We start from the raw sequence: 20,491 nt of genomic DNA on the forward strand, positions 1-20,491 counted from the left end.
TTGAGTTAAACCGTGTTCAGAGCATCCATGGCGACTGCGGCAATCGCCTGATCGCTTGCTTTGGGGAGCTGCACATATTTTCCTCCAGCGGCTTCGGCAAGATCTTTGCCCATGCCGCTACCGATGAATTTGCGTTCGGTGTCGATCACCAGCAGCTTGAGGCCGAGCATCCGATAGCGGGTGGCCACATCCAACACTTCTTGCTTTAAGTCGGGCTTTTCCTCTCCCTCCAGCACGGGTTGCCCAAGAGAGGTGCTCAAGGGGACATTGCCTCGACCATCCGTGATTGCAACTACTACCACTTGGCCGAGATCGCCTGTGGCCAGGGCGTTGGCACCCACCCGGGCGGCTTGGGTCAGGCCATGGGCCAGCGGTGAGCCACCGCCGCAGGGCATGGACTCCAGGCGTCGCCGTGCGGCCGTAATCGAGCGGGTGGGGGGCAGCAGCACTTCAGCTTGATCACCGCGGAAAGGAATGAGGGCCACCTCGTCGCGGTTTTCGTAGGCCTCGGTGAGGAGTCGGATCACGGCCCCTTTGGCGCTCTGCATGCGGTTCAGAGCCATCGAACCACTGGCATCCACCAGAAAGATCACCAGGGCACCAGCCTGGCGTTGCAGCAGCTTGGCTCGGAGGTCGGACTCTTCAACAATGACGACGCGGTCTGGCTGCCGTGCGCGGCGAGCCTTTTGATACGGGGCCGCAGCGCGCAGGGTGGCGTCAACGGCGATGCGGCGCACGGTGCCACGGGGCAACATCGGTTTCACATAGCGACCACGGCTGTCACTGAGGACAACGGAGCGGCTGCCGCTGTTGCCGCTTTTGCTCTTGGCAGCGTTGAACAGCAGCAGATCGGGATCAATCGCTACGGACTCTGGATCGAGCATGAACTCTTCCGGGACCGACGGTGGTGGCTGATCTTCGGGGGTGTCGTCATCATCGCTGTTGTCTTCACTCTCCTGTTCTTCGCTGTCCTGTTCTTCCTCTTCCCCTGTTCCTTCAGGTGGTGGCGGTGGCTGTTGATCTTGGGGTGGTGGTGGCTCCATCTGTTGTTCAGGTGGGGGCAGTTGAGAGGCCCGTGGGGCGATCACCAGCGCAACCGCGACTTGTAAGTCCTCTGCTTCCACCTGATCGCGCCCGCTGAGGGCGGCATGGGCTTTGGCGGCACGCACGGCATAGAGCTCGGAGCGATGCCCTTCCACCCCACCGCGAATGGCCTCGATCACCAGATATTCGATCTGTTCGCTGCTGATTTGTACATCAGGTAGCCATTGCCGCGCCAGGAGCAATTGGGTGGCGAGCGCGTCGGTTTCTTCGCTCCACTTGTCGGAGAAGCTTCTGCTGCACTGACCGTGGGCCAGGACCGCGTTGGTGATCTCCACTCGTTGCTCAGTGCTAACGATTTGATTGGCGGATAAGACGATCGCAAAGCGATCCAATAGGTGATCGCGGATGGCCCCTTCCTCGGGGTTGTACGTGGCAATCAGCAGTGGCCGGCAGGGGTGGCTCAGGCTGAGCCCTTCCCGTTCCACCTGGTTTTCACCGCTGCCAACGGCGGCAAGCAACAGATTGATGATCCCGTCGTCGAGGAGGTTCAGCTCATCGACGTAGAGCACACCGCGGTGTGCTTCTGCCAGTAATCCCGGCTGGAAAACGGGGGAACCACTGGCCAAGGAGGCGGTGACATCCACGGAGCCCACCAGGCGATCTTCCGTAACGCCAAGGGGAATCTGGACGAACGGGGCTGGAATAACTGTGGTGGGTGGATCTTGCTGCCGTTCGCCCCAATCCTGGGCATTCTGCGGATCGAGGTTGCGTCCCGGCAGCTTGGTCTCTCCAGCGGCTTCAAGGTCAACAACGTCGATGGGAGGGATCAGCGCATGCAAGCCACGAGCCAGCACCGACTTGCCTGTTCCACGCCCGCCAGCAATGATCACGCCGCCTAAGCCTGGATCGACTGCTGCCAACAGCAGGGCCAGCTTCAGGGTGCCGTGGCCGGTAATAGCCGCCAGCGGAAAAGCCCGGCTGGCTTGATCCAGCGCCACTGTGTTGATGACTCCCTTTGATGTCACCCCGCTTGCAACCATGGATGCGCCTTGACTCCACCTGTGAGAAACAGTCTCGCTGATCAGACCCACAGCCTTGCTGTGGCCCTGGGCTCCAATCAGGTCGGCCCTTATGGCTCGCCGCTGCGGACTCTCATGGCCGTGAGGCCCTTGCTGGAGGGTCTGATCGGTCGTTGGGCCCAGTCCGTGGAAGAGAGCAGGCCAGTGACCACTGCTCCGAACGATGTGTCTTCGGCACTGACGTTCTCTTGGTCCCCGTTGCAGCAGACCGCACCTGTGGGTGGACCCTCCGATCAGCCGTCTTATCTCAATGCCGTTCTGCTGGTGAAGGGCCTAGAGGTCAAACCTGCGTCGAGCGCTGCACTGGATTTGCTGGATGCACTCCAACAGGTGGAGCGATCATTTGGGCGCGACCGCTCTCAGGAGGAACGATGGGGACCGCGACCTTTGGATCTCGATTGGTTGTTTTGGGGCGATTGGCGTTTGGATCACCCGCGCTTGACGTTGCCGCACCCTCGCTTGCATTTGCGCTGTTTTGTGATGGAGCCATTGCTGGCGGCCATGCAGGCTTCAACGCCCTGGCTGAGCTGAAAGCTGGGCTGAGGCACGGCTGTGGAACTGAACCCGCCATGCTGGATTCAAAGCTTGTTCCACCTGAATGGCCCCGCTTCCCGCGCCTGAGCCCTCCAAGTTGTTGGAGACCCTCGAGATCATGGATGCGCGCAAGATTCGTTTCGAGCGCAATCGCATCCTGTTGCCAATGGGGGTGGAGGGAACGTTTGGGATCATTCGCCACCCAGGCGCCTCACTGGCTGTTCCCATCACGTCTGACGGCCAGGTTGTGATTTTGCGTCAATACCGTTTTGCGGTGCAGGCACGTCTCCTTGAGTTCCCTGCGGGCACCCTCGAAGAGGGTGAAGATCCCCTGGAATCAATGCAACGAGAGCTTGGGGAAGAAGCTGGATACAGCGCTGCCCGTTGGGATTCGCTTGGCCCGATGTTGCCTTGTCCTGGATATTCCGACGAGGTGATTCATTGCTTTTTGGCGCGGGACCTCAGCCGTTTGGAGCATCCACCCACTGGCGATGACGATGAGGATCTTGAGGTGATCCTGATGAATCCGTCGGAATTGGATGCCCATCTGGCATCCGGTGATGAATGGCTGGATGGCAAGAGCGTCACCGCCTGGTTCCGCGCCAAGCAACTGTTGGGTCTCTGATGACGGCGTCTCGCGTTTTGTTTTGGCATCGCCGCGACCTGCGCTTGGCCGACAATCTCGGTTTGCAGGCGGCAGCGGAGATCAGCCCTGCGGTGACGGGCGTGTATGTGCTTGATCCAGCGCTGATTCACCCGCCTGAGTCGTTGCCACCGATGGCTCCGGCCCGGCTTTGGTTCCTGGTGGAAAGCCTGCGCGAGCTTCAGCAGCGCTGGCGTGATGTGGGGAGTCGTTTGCTGGTGTTGGCCGGCGATCCGGTGCAGCTGCTGCCGCGTTTGGCGTCGTTACTGGAGGCGCCTGCGGTGGTCTGGAGCCGGGATGTGGAGCCCTATGCAAGGGAACGCGACCGTCAGGTGGCCAAAGCACTGCAAGCGGATGGTCGCAAGGTGTTGGTGGATTGGGATCAGCTGCTGCTGGCACCGGATTTGATCAAAACCGGTGGTGGTGATCCGTATCGCGTGTTTGGTCCTTTCCTGCGCAATTGGCGCGGGCAGGTGGAGCGCCGTGCGCCAAGCACGGTGGATGCTCCCAGGGCCTTGATCGATCTGGAGGCCGACATGCTGGAAGCCATTCGTGGTGGTGAGAGTGCGCTAGGCCGTTTGTGCACTGAGGGGCAGCGGCAGCTGCAGCAGTTGCAGGTTGAGCACGGTTTTCGTGGCACGGATCTGTGCCCCAGTCGTCCAGGAGAGGCCGCGGCGGCTGAGCAGTTAGCCACGTTTGCCGACGGGGCTTTGTTGGCCTATGAACCCGATCGCAATTTTCCGGGGATGCCAGGAACGTCGTATCTCAGTGCGGGATTAAGTGTGGGTACGGTCAGTCCTCGTCAGGCCTGGTGCGCTGCCCAAGGAGTCAAGGAGATCGCCCGTAGTGAAGAGCAACGGCAGGCGATCACGGTGTGGGAACAGGAACTCTGCTGGCGTGAGTTTTACCAGCAGGCCTTGTTCCATTTCCCTGAACTGGCGGATGGTCCTTATCGCGAGCAGTGGCGGCGTTTCCCTTGGGAAAACAACAGCAACTGGTTTGACGCTTGGAGGGAAGGACAAACGGGGATGCCGATCATCGATGCGGCGATGCGACAGCTCAACCAAAGCGGCTGGATGCATAACCGTTGCCGCATGATCGTGGCCTCATTCCTTGTGAAGGATTTGATCTGTGATTGGCGTTGGGGCGAGCGCGCCTTCATGGAGTTGGAGGTGGATGGAGATTTGGCTGCCAACAATGGTGGCTGGCAATGGAGCGCCAGCAGTGGCATGGATCCAAAGCCTTTGCGGATTTTTAACCCGGCCACTCAGGCGTCGAAATTTGATGCCGAGGGTGAGTACATCCGTGAATGGGTTCCTGAATTGCGGCACGTCAACACCAAGGATTTGATCAGTGGTGAGATCGCTGCTTTAGAGCGCAGGGGCTATCCGGAGCAGCTGGTGAATCACAAAGTGCAGCAGGCCAAGTTCAAAGCGCTTTACGCCACCATTCGCTCTTGAATCTGAGCCACGAGTTGCTCGCGCAACACCGCGATCACGCGTTCCTGTTGTTCAGGTGTTAATTCCGGAAAGATCGGCAGACTCAGCACTTCGCTGCACAGTTGATCGGTGATCGGCAGGTTGCCCTCAGCGTGAGCTTGGCCTTCGTATGCCGGCTGCCGATGGATTGGGATGGGGTAATAAATGATCGTGTTAACACCTTGCTCTTGGAGGCTTTGCTTGAGCCAGTCCCGGCAACGACTGGAGGGCAAGCCCAAGGTGCTGTCTGATTCGGAGCAGGTTCTGTCACAGGACGGCTGGTTGTTTGGGCAGAGGCCTACGCGCACCACAAATTGATTCCAGCCATGGCCCACGTTCGCATCAGTGGCGGACTCGGGGAGCTCAAGGCCCGGGATGTCTTTGAGAGCTTCCAGATAGCGCTTGGCGATTGCTGCTCGCTTCTCGACCCATCCGCTGAGGTATGGCAGCTTCACGTTGAGAACTGCGGCCTGAATGGAATCCAGGCGGCTGTTGTAGCCCAATGCGGTGTGCAGGTAGCGGCGGGGCATGCCATGCACCGCCAGCTCACGCATGCGTTGGGCAAGATCATCATCTTGGCAGGTGATCGCGCCGCCATCGCCTGCAGCTCCGAGATTTTTCGTGGGGAAAAAGCTGAAACAGCCCACATCCCCCCAACTGCCTACGGGTTTGGAATCCCAGCTGGCCCCAGTCGCCTGCGCGCAGTCCTCCACCACTTTGAGCCCATGGGAATGGGCGATGTCCATGATGCGTGCCATGTTCACCGGACGGCCGAACAGGTGAACGGGTAGCAGTGCCCTCGTGGCGGGTGTGATTGCGGCTTCAATCAGATTGAGGTCGATCAGATAGGTGACAGGGTCCACGTCCACGAACACGGGCGTCGCTCCCACAGCACTGATCGCTTCGGCCGTTGCAAAGAAGCTGAAGGATGCCGTGATCACCTCATCGCCAGAGCCGATGCCAAGGCCTCGTAAGGCCAGGATCAAGGCATCAGTACCACTGTTGCAACCCACGGCATGGCGACTGTTCACGCTTGCTGCAAACGCGTCCTCAAATTGTTTGATCTCGGCGCCACCGATGTATTGCCCACTGCGCAACACCCGCAAGACGGCGTCATCGAGCTCTGATCCGAGATCGGCGAGCTGATCTGTGAGGCTGAACGGAGGCACCTGCATGGCGGGCACCTTAAGTCGACTGGCCAAACCATGGGGGTTCCTGGCCAGGGTTCCACTTGATGTTGCAGCCCATGGACGGCAGCTGCGTCTCGCTCACAGGGGTTCCAGCCAAGAGATTTGTGAGTGCAGCGCGTAGATCAGATCCGTCGAGAGGCTGCTCATTCCCAGGCCGACTTGCATCGAGTTGGCCTCGGTAGCGAAGCGTTTGCGTGCCATCGGCATCGGGTGCAAAGGCATAGAACTCAGGGGTGCAGGCGCCACGCAGATCTTTGGCCAGTGTTTGCTGTTCATCTAGCAAGTAGGGGAAGCGCCAGCCCTGCTGATCGGCCTGTTGCCGCAGCCCATCACGTCCGTCTTGAGGGTGGGTGGTGAGGCTGTTACTGGAGATGGCGAGCATGGTGATCTGGTCTCCGAAATCCAACTCCAACCGGGTGATCTCTGGCTCCACGTGTTTCACGAATGGGCAGTGAGCACAGATCAGCATCATTAACAGAGGACGCCCTGGCAGATTCCTGCTACTCACCAGCTCATCTGGCGAGGACCAGGGCGGGTGACCCGACACCAGGGGCAGTGAAAATTGAGGCAGAGGATGCTGAAGAGGCAGCATCGTGGATGGCGTCAGGACCATGGCATCGAGCAATGGTGGATTCCGCCATCCTGAGTCGGTAGAGAATTACCTGTCAAAGCAGGATCGAGTTGATGGTGCGGGTGCTGACATTGGTGGTCATGGCAGGACTAGTGAGCGCCTGTGTCCAGAAGAAAGAAACCACCTGGAAAGTCTTTCCCCTGCAGCGCAATACGCCCCACGATGGACTTGCTGTCGTCAGTCAACCCGATGGCTATGGGATTCATCTCTATTTGGAAACCGATACCAGCGATCCAGCTGTCTGTTCACCGCGCTGGCTTCCTGACCCGGCGCGATTGTTTAACGGCAACGGAAGTGCTCCGTTTAGTTCTGGATTGGCGCCCCGTGCAGAGTTTCTTGCAGCGGTGAAGCGCAGAGACGTTCGAAAGACTCTGAAGCAAGAGCTCGAGGCGCTGTGCAAACTCCGAGCTCCTCAGGCGCGCTGGCAATGGCTGGAACCACCGTTGAAGGCATCAGATCTGATGCCCGTGAGTCTTCCGGCCTTGGAATACCCAGACCTTCTGACTGATCCTGTTGAGGAAAAACAGCGCGAGGACAAGCTTTTAAAGGAGGACTAAAACCTTTCCCAGACCACAGGTTCCGCGTCTCGCCAGTAGCGACTAAAGCGACCCAGCCGGGGTGGTTTGGGTAACTCCACAAAGGGATCCGGGTCGAGCATCCAGAGAGGAAGCTCCCGATCAATGGCTGCAGCAATGCGTTGGAGGCGGGGATCCACCATGGTGCTGGTGATCACAGCGTCGGCTCCGTGGCGTTGGGCGAAACGCAGCACCTCATGTGCCACGTCACCTCGGCGCAGGGTGAGCGGCAGGCTCAAAGCGGATTCGTACAAAAAACCGATGCGTTTACGGCTGATGGACTGGTCTTGAATCCAGGCGTCGTCGAACACGAACAGTCCTGGTGTGTTGGGGTAGTCCTGAAGAGCGGGGTTGGCTGGTCCCAGGGCTTCCTCATGCACCCAGAGGATTGGTTTGCGGGGGTCCATCAAAATCGCTGGGTCCTGGGCCGTGAGCTGGAGCGGGATGAGCGACGAGCGCTTCCCTCACGGATGGCTGGCTGAAGCTTGAACAGCTGTTGCTCCAACTGCTCGTAACTGCGATCAAAGGGGCAGGATTCGTTGCTCGGACAGTCCTGGCAATACCGCCCGTTGCTGTAACGCTCCAGGTTTTGGCGATTGAAGACATAGGGCTTGTGGCTGAAGCTGCTGGCCACCCACTGCCAGCTCAGGTGGTTGCTGGCGGGGTCGCCATCCAGCAGGTGCTCGAGGAACCAGTCAGCCCCTGCACGCCAGTGCACCCGTCTCCAGTGCACGAGGTAGGCCGCCATCCACATCCGCGCGTGGTTATGCAGCCATCCCTGAGTCACCAATTCCTTTCTGAAACCGTCCATGCAGGCCAGGTTTGTTCGTCCCTCCCGGATGTCATTGGGGAGACACTGCTGATACTCACCGGCGGCATGGCCTGTTTTGTGATCTTCCTGATCGTCATGAATGCGATCGCCGAGATCAAGCCACATCCGCTGCCAGAAATCACGCCATCCCAGTTCGTTGATCAGTTTTCCGCCGTCATCCCTTCTTTGGTTGTTCTGTTTTAGCTGTGAGAAGACGGCATCTCGCACCTCCGCAAGCGTGAGAATTCCGTGGCGGATGTAGGGCGAGAGGCGTGTGACAGAACCGTTGAGGTGGTTGCGACTGCGGCCATAGCGCTTGGCATCCATCGCCCTGAGCTGCCGTTCAGCAGCGGCTCGACCGCCTTCGATTGGGCTCAGCTCTCCCAATGCGGTTGGAAACTCTTGCGATAGCAGAGAATTCAGCGCTGTGCGCTCGGGAAGATCTCGGGGCAGATCTGTGGACTCGCTCGGCCAACTGAGCGGCGCAGCGTGCGGCAGCCTGGACACTGGTGCAGGTCAAAAAAAGCCACTCCATGCTGTCGATGTGTCGTTGTGAGCGTGAGTGCCCCGGCATGGGAGAGAATCGCTCGCATCAACCACTCCGGGGTGCGGCCTGATGCTTCTTGATCTCACTGGTAAGAAGATCCTTGTTACTGGCATCGCCAACAATCGCTCGATCGCCTGGGGCATCGCGCAACAGCTCAAAGCGGCTGGAGCCGAGCTCGGAATCACCTATCTGCCTGATGAGAAGGGCCGGTTTGAAACCAAGGTTCGTGAGCTCACGACTCCCTTAGAGCCTTCGTTGTTTTTGCCTTTGAATGTTCAGGATGCCGCTCAGATGGAGACGGTGTTCGCTGAAATTAAGGACAAGTGGGGGCAGCTTGATGGCCTTGTGCATTGTTTGGCGTTTGCGGGAAAAGAGGAACTGGTGGGCGACTTCAGTGCCACCACGGCAGAGGGATTTGCCCGTGCTTTAGAAATCAGCGCTTATTCCCTTGCTCCTCTGTGCCGTCACGCCAAACCGTTGTTCAGTGAGAAAGCGGGTGTGGTGACCTTGACCTACCTCGGCGCTGAGCGGGCGATTCCCAACTACAACGTGATGGGTGTGGCGAAGGCGGCTTTGGAAGCCTCCGTTCGCTATCTCTCCGCTGAACTTGGACCCGAAAAGCAGGTGCGCGTGAATGCAATCAGTGCTGGCCCGATTCGCACGCTGGCGAGTTCTGCGATTGGAGGGATCCTCGACATGATTCACAACGTGGAGGAGAAGGCGCCACTGCGCCGTACGGTCACTCAAAACGAAGTTGGGAACACAGCTGCGTTCCTGCTCAGTGATTTGTCGAGCGGCATTTCTGGTCAAACCATTTATGTGGATGCTGGTTACTGCATCAATGGCATGTGATTCGGCCGCGCGGATGTCTTGAGTACTTGCAGCTCTCCTGGTGGTTGATGAGACGCCAGGGGAGGAGTTTGCTGCTCGCAACCTTGCTATGCGTGCTCAGCCTCCCTGTGAACGCAACGATTGCGAGGACGTTGCTTCCGGAAACGTTGGTGCAGGTTCTTGGCTTGCTTCTCAGCCTTTTTCTTGGCTTTCGTTACAGCCAGGCCTACAACCGCTGGTGGGAAGCGCGGGTGCTCTGGGGGGCGATGGTGAATCAAAGTCGCAATTGGCGTGATTTGCTCACGCGTGTTTTGCCTAGACAGCTGCCGCTTTCTTTACGGCGTCGTCTTCTGCAGCAGGTAGTGCTGTTGATGTGGTGCCTGAATGCTGAGTTGCGCGGCTCTAATCGTGAAGAGGCAGTGCTCGCTGCACCAGCCCATGTGCTTGCTCTCGAGCTTGGATTTCAAAACCCATGCGTGCAACTCCTGCTTCAGCAGATGGCAAAGGAGCAATTCAAGCTGCATCGGGATGGTTGGTTGGACAGTGTCGAAAGCCGTGAGTTTGGACGCGTGCAGCAGGAGATCACCAATGCCCTTGGAGGTTTAGAACGGATCCGCCACCAGCCTCTCCCCACGTCCTCGACCTTTTTCATCCGGGCGTTGACATGGGTGTACGGCTATTTGGTGTTCCTCAAGCTGGATGCGATTGGCCCCATCACTGCAGCGCTCGTGGGGTGGATGGTGTTTCTCATTTTTCTTATGGCTGAGCGGATCGGCACCTTCCTTGAGAATCCGTTCATTGATGCCCGGTTCGCCTTACCCATGGATCGGTTTTGTGCCCTGATCAGCCACGATCTTCTTGGGGCCTCCGACCCACTGGCGCAACCTTCTTCCACAAAGGGGCCCTGGCTGCGTTGAACGTTATTCGCGATGATCAAGTCAGTCACGAGGCGTCGAGGGGCGCCTGAATGCATGCGTATTGGGGAGATTCACCGCGTTACAGGCGAGACCGATGTGAGGGTTCGACTGGGGCTGGACGGCAGCGGCAGCTGTAAGGCCAGCACAGGGGTGCACTTTCTCGATCACATGATTCATCAGATCAGCAGCCATGGCCTGATCGATTTGGAGATCACGGCAAGTGGCGATACGCACATCGATGACCATCACACCAATGAGGATGTTGGGATTGCCGTCGGTCAGGCGCTCTCGAAGGCTCTGGGTGATCGTCGCGGGATCTACCGCTTTGGCCACTTTGTGGCACCGCTGGATGAAGCGTTAGTGCAGGTGGTTCTTGATTGCTCCGGACGCCCCCATCTCAGTTGGGGGCTCACGATCCCAACGCAGAAGATCGGGACCTATGACACCGAATTGGTGAAAGAGTTTTTTGTGGCTGTCGTCAATAACTCAGGCCTCACCTTGCACATTCGTCAGTTGGATGGAGTGAACTCCCATCACATTGTTGAGGCCTGTTTCAAGGCTTTCGCGAGGGCGCTTCGGATGGCGACTGAGATTGACCCTCGCCGGGCTGGATCGGTGCCCAGCAGCAAGGGGGTGTTGGAGCAAGCGGGTGGCTCTTAGCCAACGGATCTTCGCGTAGGGCCACGCTTCATGGTCTGTTACGAGAGGATGGAACCCACATCTGGTAGCCCAGTGACCGTTGCACCCACCTCTGCTCGTTTCAACCGCTCGGAATGGTCTAGTGCCTTCCGCAACGTGGACGAAGAACTCACTGATGTGCCCCTGAAGCCAGTGCGGGGCGCGGTGCCGGATGCTTTGCGCGGTTCGCTCTATCGCAATGGACCTGGCCGCTTGGAACGGGATGGTCAGCGTGTGCATCATCCGTTTGATGGTGATGGGATGATCACAGTTCTGCACTTCGACGCGGAAGGCGTGCGCTGCAGCAACCGCTTTGTTCGCACCAGTGGTTGGAAAGCTGAGGAGGCGGCAGGGAAGGTGCTGTTCCGCGGCGTTTTTGGGAGCCAAAAGCCAGGCGGCCCGCTTGCGAATGCATTTGATCTACGCCTCAAAAATATTGCCAACACCGGTGTGGTTCGGCTTGGAGATGACCTCTTGGCTTTATGGGAAGCCGCTGAACCCCACGCTTTAGACCCCCAAACCCTGGAAACGAGGGGCCTCTCCCTCCTCGGTGGTGTTCTCAAGAAAGGTGAGGCTTTTAGCGCGCACCCCCGTTTCGACCCTGGCCATCACGGTGACCCGCGGATGGTGACCTTCGGGGTGAAAACCGGGCCTCGCAGCACCGTTCGCTTGATGGAATTTGCGACAAAAGATAATGCTGCGGATGGGATTCGAGCCGGTGATTTGCTCAGTGATCGCCGGGATACGTTTGCCGGATTCGCCTTCCTGCATGACTTCGCCATCACTCCGAATTGGGCAGTGTTTCTACAGAATGCGATCTCGTTCAATCCTCTCCCCTTTGTGCTTGGGCAAAAGGGAGCGGCTCAATGCCTCACGTCCAATCCCAATGCAAAGGCCAAATTCTGGTTGATCCCCAGAGATAGTGGTGCTTTCGCTGGGCAGGAACCACGCGTCATCGATGCTCCCGACGGCTTCGTCTTTCATCACCTCAATGCCTGGGAAGAGGATGGAGATGTTGTCGTGGAGAGCATCTATTACAGCGACTTTCCCTCGATCGGTCCTGATCAAGATTTTGCTGATGTGAATTTCGACCTCATCCCCGAGGGCTTACTCGAGCAGTGCCGCATCAATCTCGATTCTGCAAAGGTTGAGACCACTCGTTTGAGCGAACGTTGTTGTGAATTCGCGATGGTTAACCCCAATCAAGAAGGTCTTCCCTGCCGCTTCGCCTGGATGGCTGCTGCAGCTCGTGAACAAGGGAATGATCCACTGCAAGTTGTTAAAAAGCTGGATCTTAAAACCGGTGAAAAGCGTATTTGGAGTGCGGCGCCCAGTGGATTTGTGAGCGAACCACTCATGGTGCCCAGACCCAATGCCAGTTCTGAAGATGATGGCTGGGTGTTGGATTTAGTGTGGAATGGAGCTAGAGATGCCTCTGATCTCTATATTCTTGATGCGCGAGACCTTAGCGAAGTTGCTTTGTTGGAATTACCCTTAGCCATTCCCCATGGCTTACATGGAAGCTGGAGCGAATCCTCAGTACAAATTGAATGATCTAATCATGAGAGCTTCCCAAGCCAGCGTGGATCGATTCAGCAAGTATTTCTGGAAAGCTTGCTAAATGCATTTTTTTTGGTAAATTAAAAAATTTAAAATAAATGTTGTTCTGATTGCGCAGTAATGTTCTGTTTGCGCAATATTTCTCTTGCCTAGTTGCGAGCTCTTTTGTTTGCCTGTAGGGTGCAATTATCAAGCTCATATTTAATTTGCATCCTTGATCAGTGCTTTTCTCAAGTTTTTTCAGGAGCAATCGAAAGTATAGATATGCCTCGCCCCTTTATTCCTTCTGGGGTAAGAAATTAAAAGAAAATTCTTATGAGCATGTTTATTATTTGAGGGCAAGCCGGGGAGGGTATGGTTTTGGTATTAATTCAAGTATTGATGAAAAGCCAAAGTTTATTTCATCGGTCTTTAGTGATGACATTCAGGTAGAGACTTCTAGCTTGGAGTTAAATAGTGATCTTCAGATAGAGCCTTCTGGCTTGGAACTAATTAGTGACAGTCAGATAGAGACTTCTAGCTTAGAGTTAAATAGTGATATTCAGGTAGGGCTTTCTGCCTTGGAATTAAATAGTGATATTCAGCAGAAATCAGTTGATTTTTTGCCTGAATCCCAGATCGTCTCTGCCGGGAATGAGATCAATGTCACTTTAGAGTCGTCCTCGCAAATCTCAGATATCAATGCTCTGCCGACATCTTTCAATATTCAACCCGAGACTGACATTCAGAGTGCTAGCTCGTCTCTTATTCCTGTTGTTGATTCTTCCTCACAGAATTTTAGTGCAAAGAGACTATTTGCTCCTTTGTTAGATGTAATAGATGAGCCTGGCGTCAACAGTGCTTCTTTTCAGGATGTATTTCCTTCTGCGGGCTACAGTGGCGGCATTAAGATAGAGCCTTCTATCTTGGAATTAAATAGTGATATTCAGCAGAAATCAGTTGATTTTTTGCCTGAATCCCAGATCGTCTCTGCCGGGAATGAGATCAATGTCACTTTAGAGTCGTCCTCGCAAATCTCAGATATCAATGCTCTGCCGACATCTTTCAATATTCAACCCGAGACTGACATTCAGAGTGCTAGCTCGTCTCTTATTCCTGTTGTTGATTCTTCCTCACAGAATTTTAGTGCAAAGAGACTATTTGCTCCTTTGTTAGATGTAATAGATGAGCCTGGCGTCAACAGTGCTTCTTTTCAGGATGTATTTCCTTCTGCGGATCGCTTTAATTCGCCAATTGAAAATATAGCTAGTTGGTCTGATGACTCATTATTGAAAATACAGCCTTTAGAGAATCTAGCTGGTGTATTTGATAAATCTGATCATCTTTTAGCATGGAATACCCTTGCTTTAGATTTTGCGACTGCTTCATCCAGCGGCCCCACTCCAGTCACCCGCTGGATTGCTTATCTCAATACAAGCCAATGGGATTCTTGGTCAGTCTTTGAGGATAAGGCTGTAGGCTCTATTTATAATCACGATAAGCAAGACAACTTTATTGATCTACTTAAGAGTTTTGAGATTTCGTGCAGTGATTTGGCTAAATTCAAATGTCTATATCAATCTTCTGCGAAAAATGTTAAGGACTTCCTGGAAAAAGCTGTGCGTCAAGTGGCAATGGATACTTCCGCATTTAATGTGTTCTCTGAAATTCAGTCCTCATTGTTTATAGACCAAATACCTGGTGATTTAGTTGGTACTGCTGAAGATCTATTGGCAGAAAGTCTTGCTAGTACGGCTGAGTTGTTATCAGTAAAGAAAACTGCTGATTTAGTTGTCTCTATTGGAACCAGTATAGGAGAGACTGTTTCGTCAAGTATTAATCAGTATGCATTGAGCGATAACTCTAATCAGCTTGGGTTTTATAAAGATACTACTGGATATATTCCTCCTGTAAGTGTGTATCAGCCTGATAATCCTAATTCGCAAATAGATTCATTCTGGATACCTCTAAATGGGCAAAATGCGCTGACTCCTCAGTGGCGAGAGGTGACAACATTTGCGATTGACACTAATGATATGATCCCAGCTGAGATTGTTACACCATACACAGATCAAGGTGATTTGGATCTGGAGTTCATACGCCAATTGATTGAAGTCAGGGATATTGGTATTAGTCTCACACCAAAAGAAAAAGCAATTGCTGAGCTTTATGAAGGTGGAGAAGGTACTGCATTCCCTCCAGGTTATTGGCATGAAATAGCCATTAATCTATCTAATAGTCGCAATCTTAACCTTGATGAGTCTCTGAAGGTCCTTTTTGGTGTATCTCAATCTATGTTCGATGCGGGAATAGCTACCTGGGCAACAAAATATAAATATCAATCAGTTCGACCTGGTACATCAATCCCCCAATATGAACCTGATACAGTCTTAAGCGACGGAACGCTGGCAAGTGAATGGAAACCTTATTTAGAAACACCGCCTTTTCCGGATACTCCATCAGGTCATTCGGCTTTTAGTAGTGCCGCTAATTATTTTCTGATTGATTATTTTGGAAGCAATTATTTTGATTTTGAAGTAATTATAAAGGACGATGATTCCATATATTCTATTAATGGCTTTGATGGCATGCCAGGCTCTGGTGAAGATATTGTTATTTCAGCTGTTTTCTTTTCAGAAGCCTCTGCCCAAGCTGGAATTTCAAGATTATATGGTGGTATTCATGCTGCAGATGGAGATCTTCAAGGTCAAATAATTGGGAATAGGGCTGGACCAAAAGTGAGTCAAAAGATAGATAGTCTTGAGCAAGGCCTTTCTCTTGAAGAAGTAAGCTCGCTTCCATTTCAATCATTTGGAACGATGGTAGATGATATTTTGACGGGACTACCTTCAGAAGATTTTGATGCAAATTCTGTTCAGCAATTGTATGCTTTTGGTGGTGATGATACTCTCATGGCAAAAGGAGAATCACTATGGGAGCTTTATGGTGGTTTCGGAACGGACACTTTTCAAATCTATGAAACAGGTTTGGTGAGTGTGCGTGATTACGAAAGCATGGAAAAGATTGAGTTGGTTGAGACCATTTTTCAGCCAGGTGAGTCTATCGATGATATTCAATTCATCATATCTGCCACAGAGCCATTTACGGATGTTTCTCTTAATGATCGTTTGTTGTTTAAACTGGACGGATATTGGAATTCAGAGAATGTAAATCTATCGATGTTGGTATGATCCTTGCTGTTCGAAATCTTTGAATACACCAGATAGGCTCTTTTGGCTTTCTCTCCAGCGAGTTGTGAGTCATCCGAAGCCATGGGGTTGTTTCGTCTGCAGGTCAGCGCTAAAAAGGCATTGATTGACGGTACCGTATGACTAAAAGCAATATTTCAATCCGCAGACGTCTCGGATATTCATTGGTAGGCCTCTTTACGATTAGTTTTGGGATCTTATTAATTGCTACTGACCAAATCATAAAACGTGATCGCTTGCAACGACATGAGCGATTAGTGATGGCAACTGCCATGGCAATCAAAAATGAATTTGATGACGTAAAGCAGACACCGGGTAGTCAAGATGAGACTCTCGACAATCAACGTTATAGACAGATTTTGAATAATTTTTCAGCTACTCGTGTATTGGTATGGTTGAGTCGACCGACGAAGGACCCTCTATTCCCTAATACGGCTCCTGTTCAACAGTTTTTTGGTAGCCCAAAACTCTTAGAAGCAGCAGGTGTCAATGCTTCTGGAATGCAAAAACCTAGAAGCTTTGTGTTTGATGGGCAAACCTATTTCACGTGCTCTATGCCTTTACCAGGTAACCAGGGAGTACTACGATTCCTCGAAGATGTAGGCGTGAGCCCTGCGGGACGTCAAGAGAATTTGATCTTCTTACTTGTCGTTTGGATCTTTGCTGTTGCCATTGCCACTGTCCTAATCCGGAGATTGTTAACCAGCTCTTTGCTGCCTTTAACCAAGCTTGAATCCGTTATGGACGACATGAGTCTTCGGGCGTCTGGGCTTGTTTCAGACAAACGGGTGCCCATTGAGTCTCAACCATCTGAACTTCAAGGAATTGTGAAATCCTACAATGGGCTTGCGGATCGTTTGCAAAAATCTTGGAGCAATCAATTGTTATTTATACGTGCGGTTAGCCATGAATTAATCACTCCGCTCACCTTGATTAATAGTTCTGCAAGACGCCTTGATCGACATTTGACAGATCTTTCAGAGTCTGATCGTAAACTTCTTGCTTCTATTCGAAAGGAAGTTTGGGATGCTGATCATTTGGTTCGAGATTTAGTTGATTTAGCGCGAAGTGAATCAGGTAGTCTCAAACTTAAACTGAGTTCAGTAAAGGCAATAGATGTCATTGCGGACCTATCTTCAGAACTTGAACCATTGGCTTGGGGAGATCGAGTTCTAACGCCTTCTCAAGAGGATTTGAGTATGGTTGATACTGTACTGATTTCTGTTAATTCAGCCCGCTTGCGTCAATGCATTATCAATGTTTTGGAAAATGCTTCAAAATATTCTCCTGGCGATACACCTATAGAGTTGTCGATCACCTCTGATGATTGTAATATTTGTTTTGATGTAAAGGATCATGGGCCTGGCATCTCTCAGGAGGATCAAAGGACAATATTTAAGCCTTTTCAACGTGGTAAAAGTGATTTAGCCGATGTTCCAGGAAGCGGAATTGGACTGGCCTTGGTTCATCAAATTGTAAGGCTTATGAATGGCAGCATCTTTATCTTGTCTTCTGGCAAAAGCGGGACGATCATGCGCTTTGAATTTCCTATTGAGTGACCAATAGAGTTGTAATTTGTGTGTTGGCCCCAGTCACTTCTCTGATTGATGATATTGAGCCTATTGAATTGTGACTAATATCAACTTTGTTCGCTTGGGGCTTCATGAATATTGAAGAAATATTTGTGCGTTTATTCTTTTGCTTTTAATGCTCCGTTGACAATCTTTGCTTACTTATGGTTTCGATGAGTTCGCTAATTTTAGATAATATACGGCCAAGAGGGCTCCTGTCTTGCTTTTTTGATCAATGCGTTTTGTGCATATCTTTTTTATAGAGGGGCCATTCAAGCGACATCTCTACCCCTGCTTGATGAAAAAGGGGTATTATAATTTAGAAAGAAAGCGTCTGGAGGTATCGTGAAACTTGAAGTTGATCAATGCCTTTCTGCATGGGTTGCTAGCATTGATCCCCGTTTTCAGTCTGAAGTTGATGATACAACGCTTGAAGTTACAGGGTCTGAGTATCTAGGAACTAATTTATCGATTGTCAAAGTTAGCTCTAAAGGGTCTGTAAAAAGTATTCTTGCTCGAAATCCCCAAGATCTTTTTTCTTTTGGCATTTCCGATGTTGGCCTTTTTAGGGGTATGGCGGGCAATCGTGAGATTTTCTCAAATCCTCAGCGTCTTGCTTTTATTCTTCTTCCTGGAGAGTCAATAAAACTTGCTCCAGCAGCGGAGTTTTTTTTCTGGTTATATTTTTCATATAAAGTCAGAATATTTGTTATCTGAGTCTATCAAGCATGGCACGCAGCTGCCTAGTCTTCTTACTCTTCATGACGCTATCCCTGGGCATGAGCAACTTGTATTGGCTTGCGCTAATCAGTTGTTGAAGTTCTTCGCCCTTGGGGATGAGGTCGGTAGCCTTCGAGTTCTTCAGCCACTTGAAGAATCAATTGTATCGCTATTGGCCACATTGATTAGTGTTGAGCCAGATGTGCTTGTTGGCGGAAAGCAGGCTCAATCGCAGCCTAGTTATGTGCAGATTGCACTTTCTTACATGGAGAACAATATTAGTGAAAATATTACTCTTTCTGATCTCTGCATCGCCTGTAGTGTCTCTGGTCGCACTTTGCAGGTTGCTTTTCAGGCCGTTATGAGTCGTACACCTTTGCAAGTACTGCAGGAATTAAGACTTAATAGGTTGAGAGATAAGATTATTAATGGAATGGATATATCCTCTGCCTGCGAAGAGGTTGGACTCCAGCATAGCGGCCGTATTTCGGCTAAATATAAGCAATTGTTTGGTGAGTTGCCTAGAAACACTCGTTCTCGACGCACTCGCTCTTGAAACTTGATTGACTATTCGAAGCATTGACAATCCTCTCGCTTGTCTGAATGATATGTGTTTTGTGCTAATTGATATGTCGACTGAATATCAGCTTGTGGTCCTTTTGTGTTAGTGTTGGAAAATGCATTAGATGCATTTTTATTTTTGAACATAATTGACTTGTGTTAATGAGTAGTTAGGATAAAATTATTGAAGAATCAGCTGCCTTTTGCCAAGTTGGTAGTGTGACCTACGCCCCGGGTTGCTTCTCTGTGATTCAATTCATTTAACGAAAGCTGCGCTAATGTCTACGATTCCCCTTCTTGTTGTTGATGATGATCCTCGTATCCGATCAGCCCTGCAGGTTGAATTGGATGAGTTAGGCATCACTTCTTGTTTTTTTGACAATGCCTTTGATCTGATCGATTATGCCTCTGCTAATCCATCGGCTGGTATTTTCGTGGATTTGCTTTTGCCTCAGATGAATGGCATTGATTGTGTTAAACGCTTAAGGTTGCTTGGGTTTAAAGGTTGTGTATTTGTCTGTACAAGTCTTTGTGACACTGACATCAAGAAGCAGGCTCTCGATGCTGGCGCAACCGATTACTTTGTGAAATCTGATCTGTTTAATGATCTCGAGAAGATTGTTTCAAGTTGTTTTGCAAAGGCATAAGTTGTTTTTGGGAGTGATCGTGGTAGCGCGAATTTTTTGTTGTTGATAATGTTTTTTATGAGCATTTTTGCTTGCTTTTTATTGGCTGTTTGGCCTCAAGTCGTATTGCATTATTGGTAAATATTTGTCATTGCTCCATCGCTCTATGCCGATCTTTGCTTCTTTTGGATTGCCCGGAAAATGGGTCAGTTTGTGTTTGTCTCCTCAGGGTTTTCTTTTTGTCAAGTCTTGATGTATGGGGCTTAAGTTGGTGATGAGTGCTTGCTGCTGAGGCTTTATGGCTCGACCTCTGGATGAGAGTTCGCGGTTGGACTCTCTTGGTTTCGTGTTTTGTTTGGATGTGGCGCCGAGTCTTGCGATGAGTTGTCCTTGAAGGTTAGAAGCTTTGAGGATGCCAATGATTGTGTGATCTTTCCCATTCATTGTAATTGTATTGTCCGAGCTTGTAACAAGTTGGCTCTAAGTACAAATGCAATGGTGAAGTCTTATTCATGCATTGCCTCTGGTTTTTGTTAGGAGTGTTTGATTGCTGTGTTTCATATGTTTCAACAATCGATGTGGCGTTCTTTCCGGAAAATTGCTTTCACCATGCCTGCAGTGATTACACCGCTTGGGTTTCAGGTCGCCTTTTGGTCGGCTTCACCAGCTCTTGCATCAGTAAGGGTCTGTAATGGCACATTATTGGAAATTCAGGTTCTGGAAAGCGTCACCACATCCAGCGATCGCTTTCGCTTCTCGCTTGGATTGCTAGCGGAAGCTCCTTCCAAAGCGGCCGCGATTGCGCTTCTCAATCAGCGACTTGATCGGGCGCGGCAAGAGCTGGGACCCTTCGTTCTTGATGCCTTGAGCATTCCCGCTCCACGCAGCTATTCCTATGGAAGTGGCAGTTCCTCCAGTCCCAAGCTGGAGAGAGCCACGACGCGTATTGGTGGTGAAGTGAGTCGCGACAATTACGATGCGCTGATTCAATTGGCGGGTCGCCTGCCTGGAGTGCGCCTCCAAGGCATGACATCACTGGCCTCCAGCAGCGGCGGTGCGGCCTTGGATGATCAGTTGCTGAAACGGGCCTTGAAGAAAGGGCGTCGCCGCGCGAACGACGCTGCGAGCGCCTTGGGGTTGGGCCGCGTGGACCTCCTGCGAATCAACCAACGCAGTGGTGTTGTGCGGCCAGTCGCCTATGCAGAGGCAAGGATGTCTAAGCCAGCGTTTCGCTCAGACGAGGCCCCCAAACCCCAGCGATCCCTCACGCTTGGTTTGGATTATTGCCTGCGCTGATGGTGGTGGAC

General features: G+C 51.9%; 19 protein-coding genes. 14 read left to right on the plus strand and 5 right to left on the minus strand.

Features of this window, described 5'->3' with window-relative positions:
* Window positions 1–5: 5 nt before the first annotated feature.
* Window positions 6–2,084, minus strand: coding sequence for a magnesium chelatase ATPase subunit D (gene bchD / locus SIC18_RS04065; protein ID WP_413430238.1), 2,079 nt, complete (start codon window positions 2,082–2,084; stop codon window positions 6–8).
* A 21-nt stretch (window positions 2,085–2,105) separates the two neighbouring features.
* Between bchD and folK the strand changes: the two genes are divergently transcribed.
* The 3 genes from folK to SIC18_RS04080 all read left to right on the plus strand — a co-directional run bounded on the left by folK (window position 2,106) and on the right by SIC18_RS04080 (window position 4,760).
* The gene (folK, locus tag SIC18_RS04070; RefSeq protein WP_413430508.1) at window positions 2,106–2,654 is read left to right on the plus strand and encodes a 2-amino-4-hydroxy-6-hydroxymethyldihydropteridine diphosphokinase; all 549 of its coding nucleotides are present in this window, start codon (window positions 2,106–2,108) and stop codon (window positions 2,652–2,654) included.
* A 67-nt stretch (window positions 2,655–2,721) separates the two neighbouring features.
* Entirely contained in the window at window positions 2,722–3,282 is a 561-nt protein-coding gene (locus SIC18_RS04075; RefSeq protein WP_413430239.1) for an NUDIX hydrolase, read from the plus strand.
* Complete coding sequence (locus SIC18_RS04080; protein WP_413430240.1) at window positions 3,282–4,760, plus strand: FAD-binding domain-containing protein; 1,479 nt, start codon at window positions 3,282–3,284, stop codon at window positions 4,758–4,760. Before SIC18_RS04075 ends, SIC18_RS04080 begins: the two co-directional genes overlap by 1 nt.
* Here the strand turns inward: SIC18_RS04080 and SIC18_RS04085 are convergent.
* Window positions 4,739–5,953, minus strand: a complete 1,215-nt coding sequence (locus tag SIC18_RS04085) for a DegT/DnrJ/EryC1/StrS family aminotransferase (RefSeq protein ID WP_413430241.1) — start codon at window positions 5,951–5,953, stop codon at window positions 4,739–4,741. The two genes, SIC18_RS04080 and SIC18_RS04085, sit on opposite strands and share 22 nt — an antisense overlap.
* Before the next feature lie 10 nt (window positions 5,954–5,963).
* A complete protein-coding gene (locus tag SIC18_RS04090; RefSeq protein WP_413430242.1) occupies window positions 5,964–6,581 on the minus strand; it encodes a thioredoxin family protein in 618 nt (205 codons plus the stop codon).
* A gap of 71 nt (window positions 6,582–6,652) precedes the next feature.
* On the opposite strand from SIC18_RS04090, the gene SIC18_RS04095 reads away from it, so the two are divergent.
* On the plus strand, window positions 6,653–7,156 hold the full coding sequence (locus SIC18_RS04095; protein WP_413430243.1) for a hypothetical protein: 504 nt from the start codon (window positions 6,653–6,655) through the stop codon (window positions 7,154–7,156).
* Here the strand turns inward: SIC18_RS04095 and SIC18_RS04100 are convergent.
* Together SIC18_RS04100 and SIC18_RS04105 are read right to left on the minus strand one after the other, a co-directional pair.
* Window positions 7,153–7,581, minus strand: a complete 429-nt coding sequence (locus tag SIC18_RS04100; RefSeq protein WP_413430244.1) for a hypothetical protein — start codon at window positions 7,579–7,581, stop codon at window positions 7,153–7,155. The genes SIC18_RS04095 and SIC18_RS04100 overlap by 4 nt on opposite strands.
* On the minus strand, window positions 7,581–8,492 hold the full coding sequence (locus SIC18_RS04105; protein WP_413430245.1) for an FAD-binding domain-containing protein: 912 nt from the start codon (window positions 8,490–8,492) through the stop codon (window positions 7,581–7,583). The genes SIC18_RS04100 and SIC18_RS04105 overlap by 1 nt, the downstream gene beginning before the upstream one ends.
* A gap of 109 nt (window positions 8,493–8,601) precedes the next feature.
* On the opposite strand from SIC18_RS04105, the gene fabI reads away from it, so the two are divergent.
* The 10 genes from fabI (at window position 8,602) to SIC18_RS04155 (ending at window position 20,480) form a co-directional block, all read left to right on the plus strand.
* Window positions 8,602–9,384, plus strand: coding sequence for an enoyl-ACP reductase FabI (gene fabI, locus SIC18_RS04110; RefSeq protein WP_048347778.1), 783 nt, complete (start codon window positions 8,602–8,604; stop codon window positions 9,382–9,384).
* A gap of 26 nt (window positions 9,385–9,410) precedes the next feature.
* A complete protein-coding gene (locus SIC18_RS04115; protein ID WP_413430246.1) occupies window positions 9,411–10,280 on the plus strand; it encodes a bestrophin family ion channel in 870 nt (289 codons plus the stop codon).
* A gap of 54 nt (window positions 10,281–10,334) precedes the next feature.
* On the plus strand, window positions 10,335–10,940 hold the full coding sequence (gene hisB, locus SIC18_RS04120; protein WP_413430509.1) for an imidazoleglycerol-phosphate dehydratase HisB: 606 nt from the start codon (window positions 10,335–10,337) through the stop codon (window positions 10,938–10,940).
* Window positions 10,941–10,988: 48 nt separating this feature from the next.
* The gene (locus tag SIC18_RS04125) at window positions 10,989–12,512 is read left to right on the plus strand and encodes a carotenoid oxygenase family protein (protein ID WP_413430247.1); all 1,524 of its coding nucleotides are present in this window, start codon (window positions 10,989–10,991) and stop codon (window positions 12,510–12,512) included.
* Window positions 12,513–12,739: 227 nt separating this feature from the next.
* A complete protein-coding gene (locus SIC18_RS04130; protein ID WP_413430248.1) occupies window positions 12,740–15,688 on the plus strand; it encodes a vanadium-dependent haloperoxidase in 2,949 nt (982 codons plus the stop codon).
* 137 nt (window positions 15,689–15,825) lie between these two features.
* Window positions 15,826–17,265 (plus strand): sensor histidine kinase, encoded by a 1,440-nt coding sequence (locus SIC18_RS04135; protein ID WP_413430249.1) that lies wholly within the window; start codon window positions 15,826–15,828, stop codon window positions 17,263–17,265.
* Window positions 17,266–17,622: 357 nt separating this feature from the next.
* The gene (locus SIC18_RS04140; RefSeq protein WP_413430250.1) at window positions 17,623–17,994 is read left to right on the plus strand and encodes a hypothetical protein; all 372 of its coding nucleotides are present in this window, start codon (window positions 17,623–17,625) and stop codon (window positions 17,992–17,994) included.
* Window positions 17,927–18,553 (plus strand): helix-turn-helix domain-containing protein, encoded by a 627-nt coding sequence (locus SIC18_RS04145; RefSeq protein WP_413430251.1) that lies wholly within the window; start codon window positions 17,927–17,929, stop codon window positions 18,551–18,553. The genes SIC18_RS04140 and SIC18_RS04145 overlap by 68 nt, the downstream gene beginning before the upstream one ends.
* 283 nt (window positions 18,554–18,836) lie before the next feature.
* Complete coding sequence (locus SIC18_RS04150) at window positions 18,837–19,205, plus strand: response regulator (protein ID WP_413430252.1); 369 nt, start codon at window positions 18,837–18,839, stop codon at window positions 19,203–19,205.
* A gap of 555 nt (window positions 19,206–19,760) precedes the next feature.
* Complete coding sequence (locus SIC18_RS04155) at window positions 19,761–20,480, plus strand: SIMPL domain-containing protein (RefSeq protein WP_413430253.1); 720 nt, start codon at window positions 19,761–19,763, stop codon at window positions 20,478–20,480.
* The last annotated feature ends 11 nt before the right edge of the window (window positions 20,481–20,491 follow it).

Origin of the sequence: Synechococcus sp. Cu2B8-bc1011 (assembly GCF_047302735.1) — a bacterium.
Lineage (GTDB): Bacteria > Cyanobacteriota > Cyanobacteriia > PCC-6307 > Cyanobiaceae > Synechococcus_C.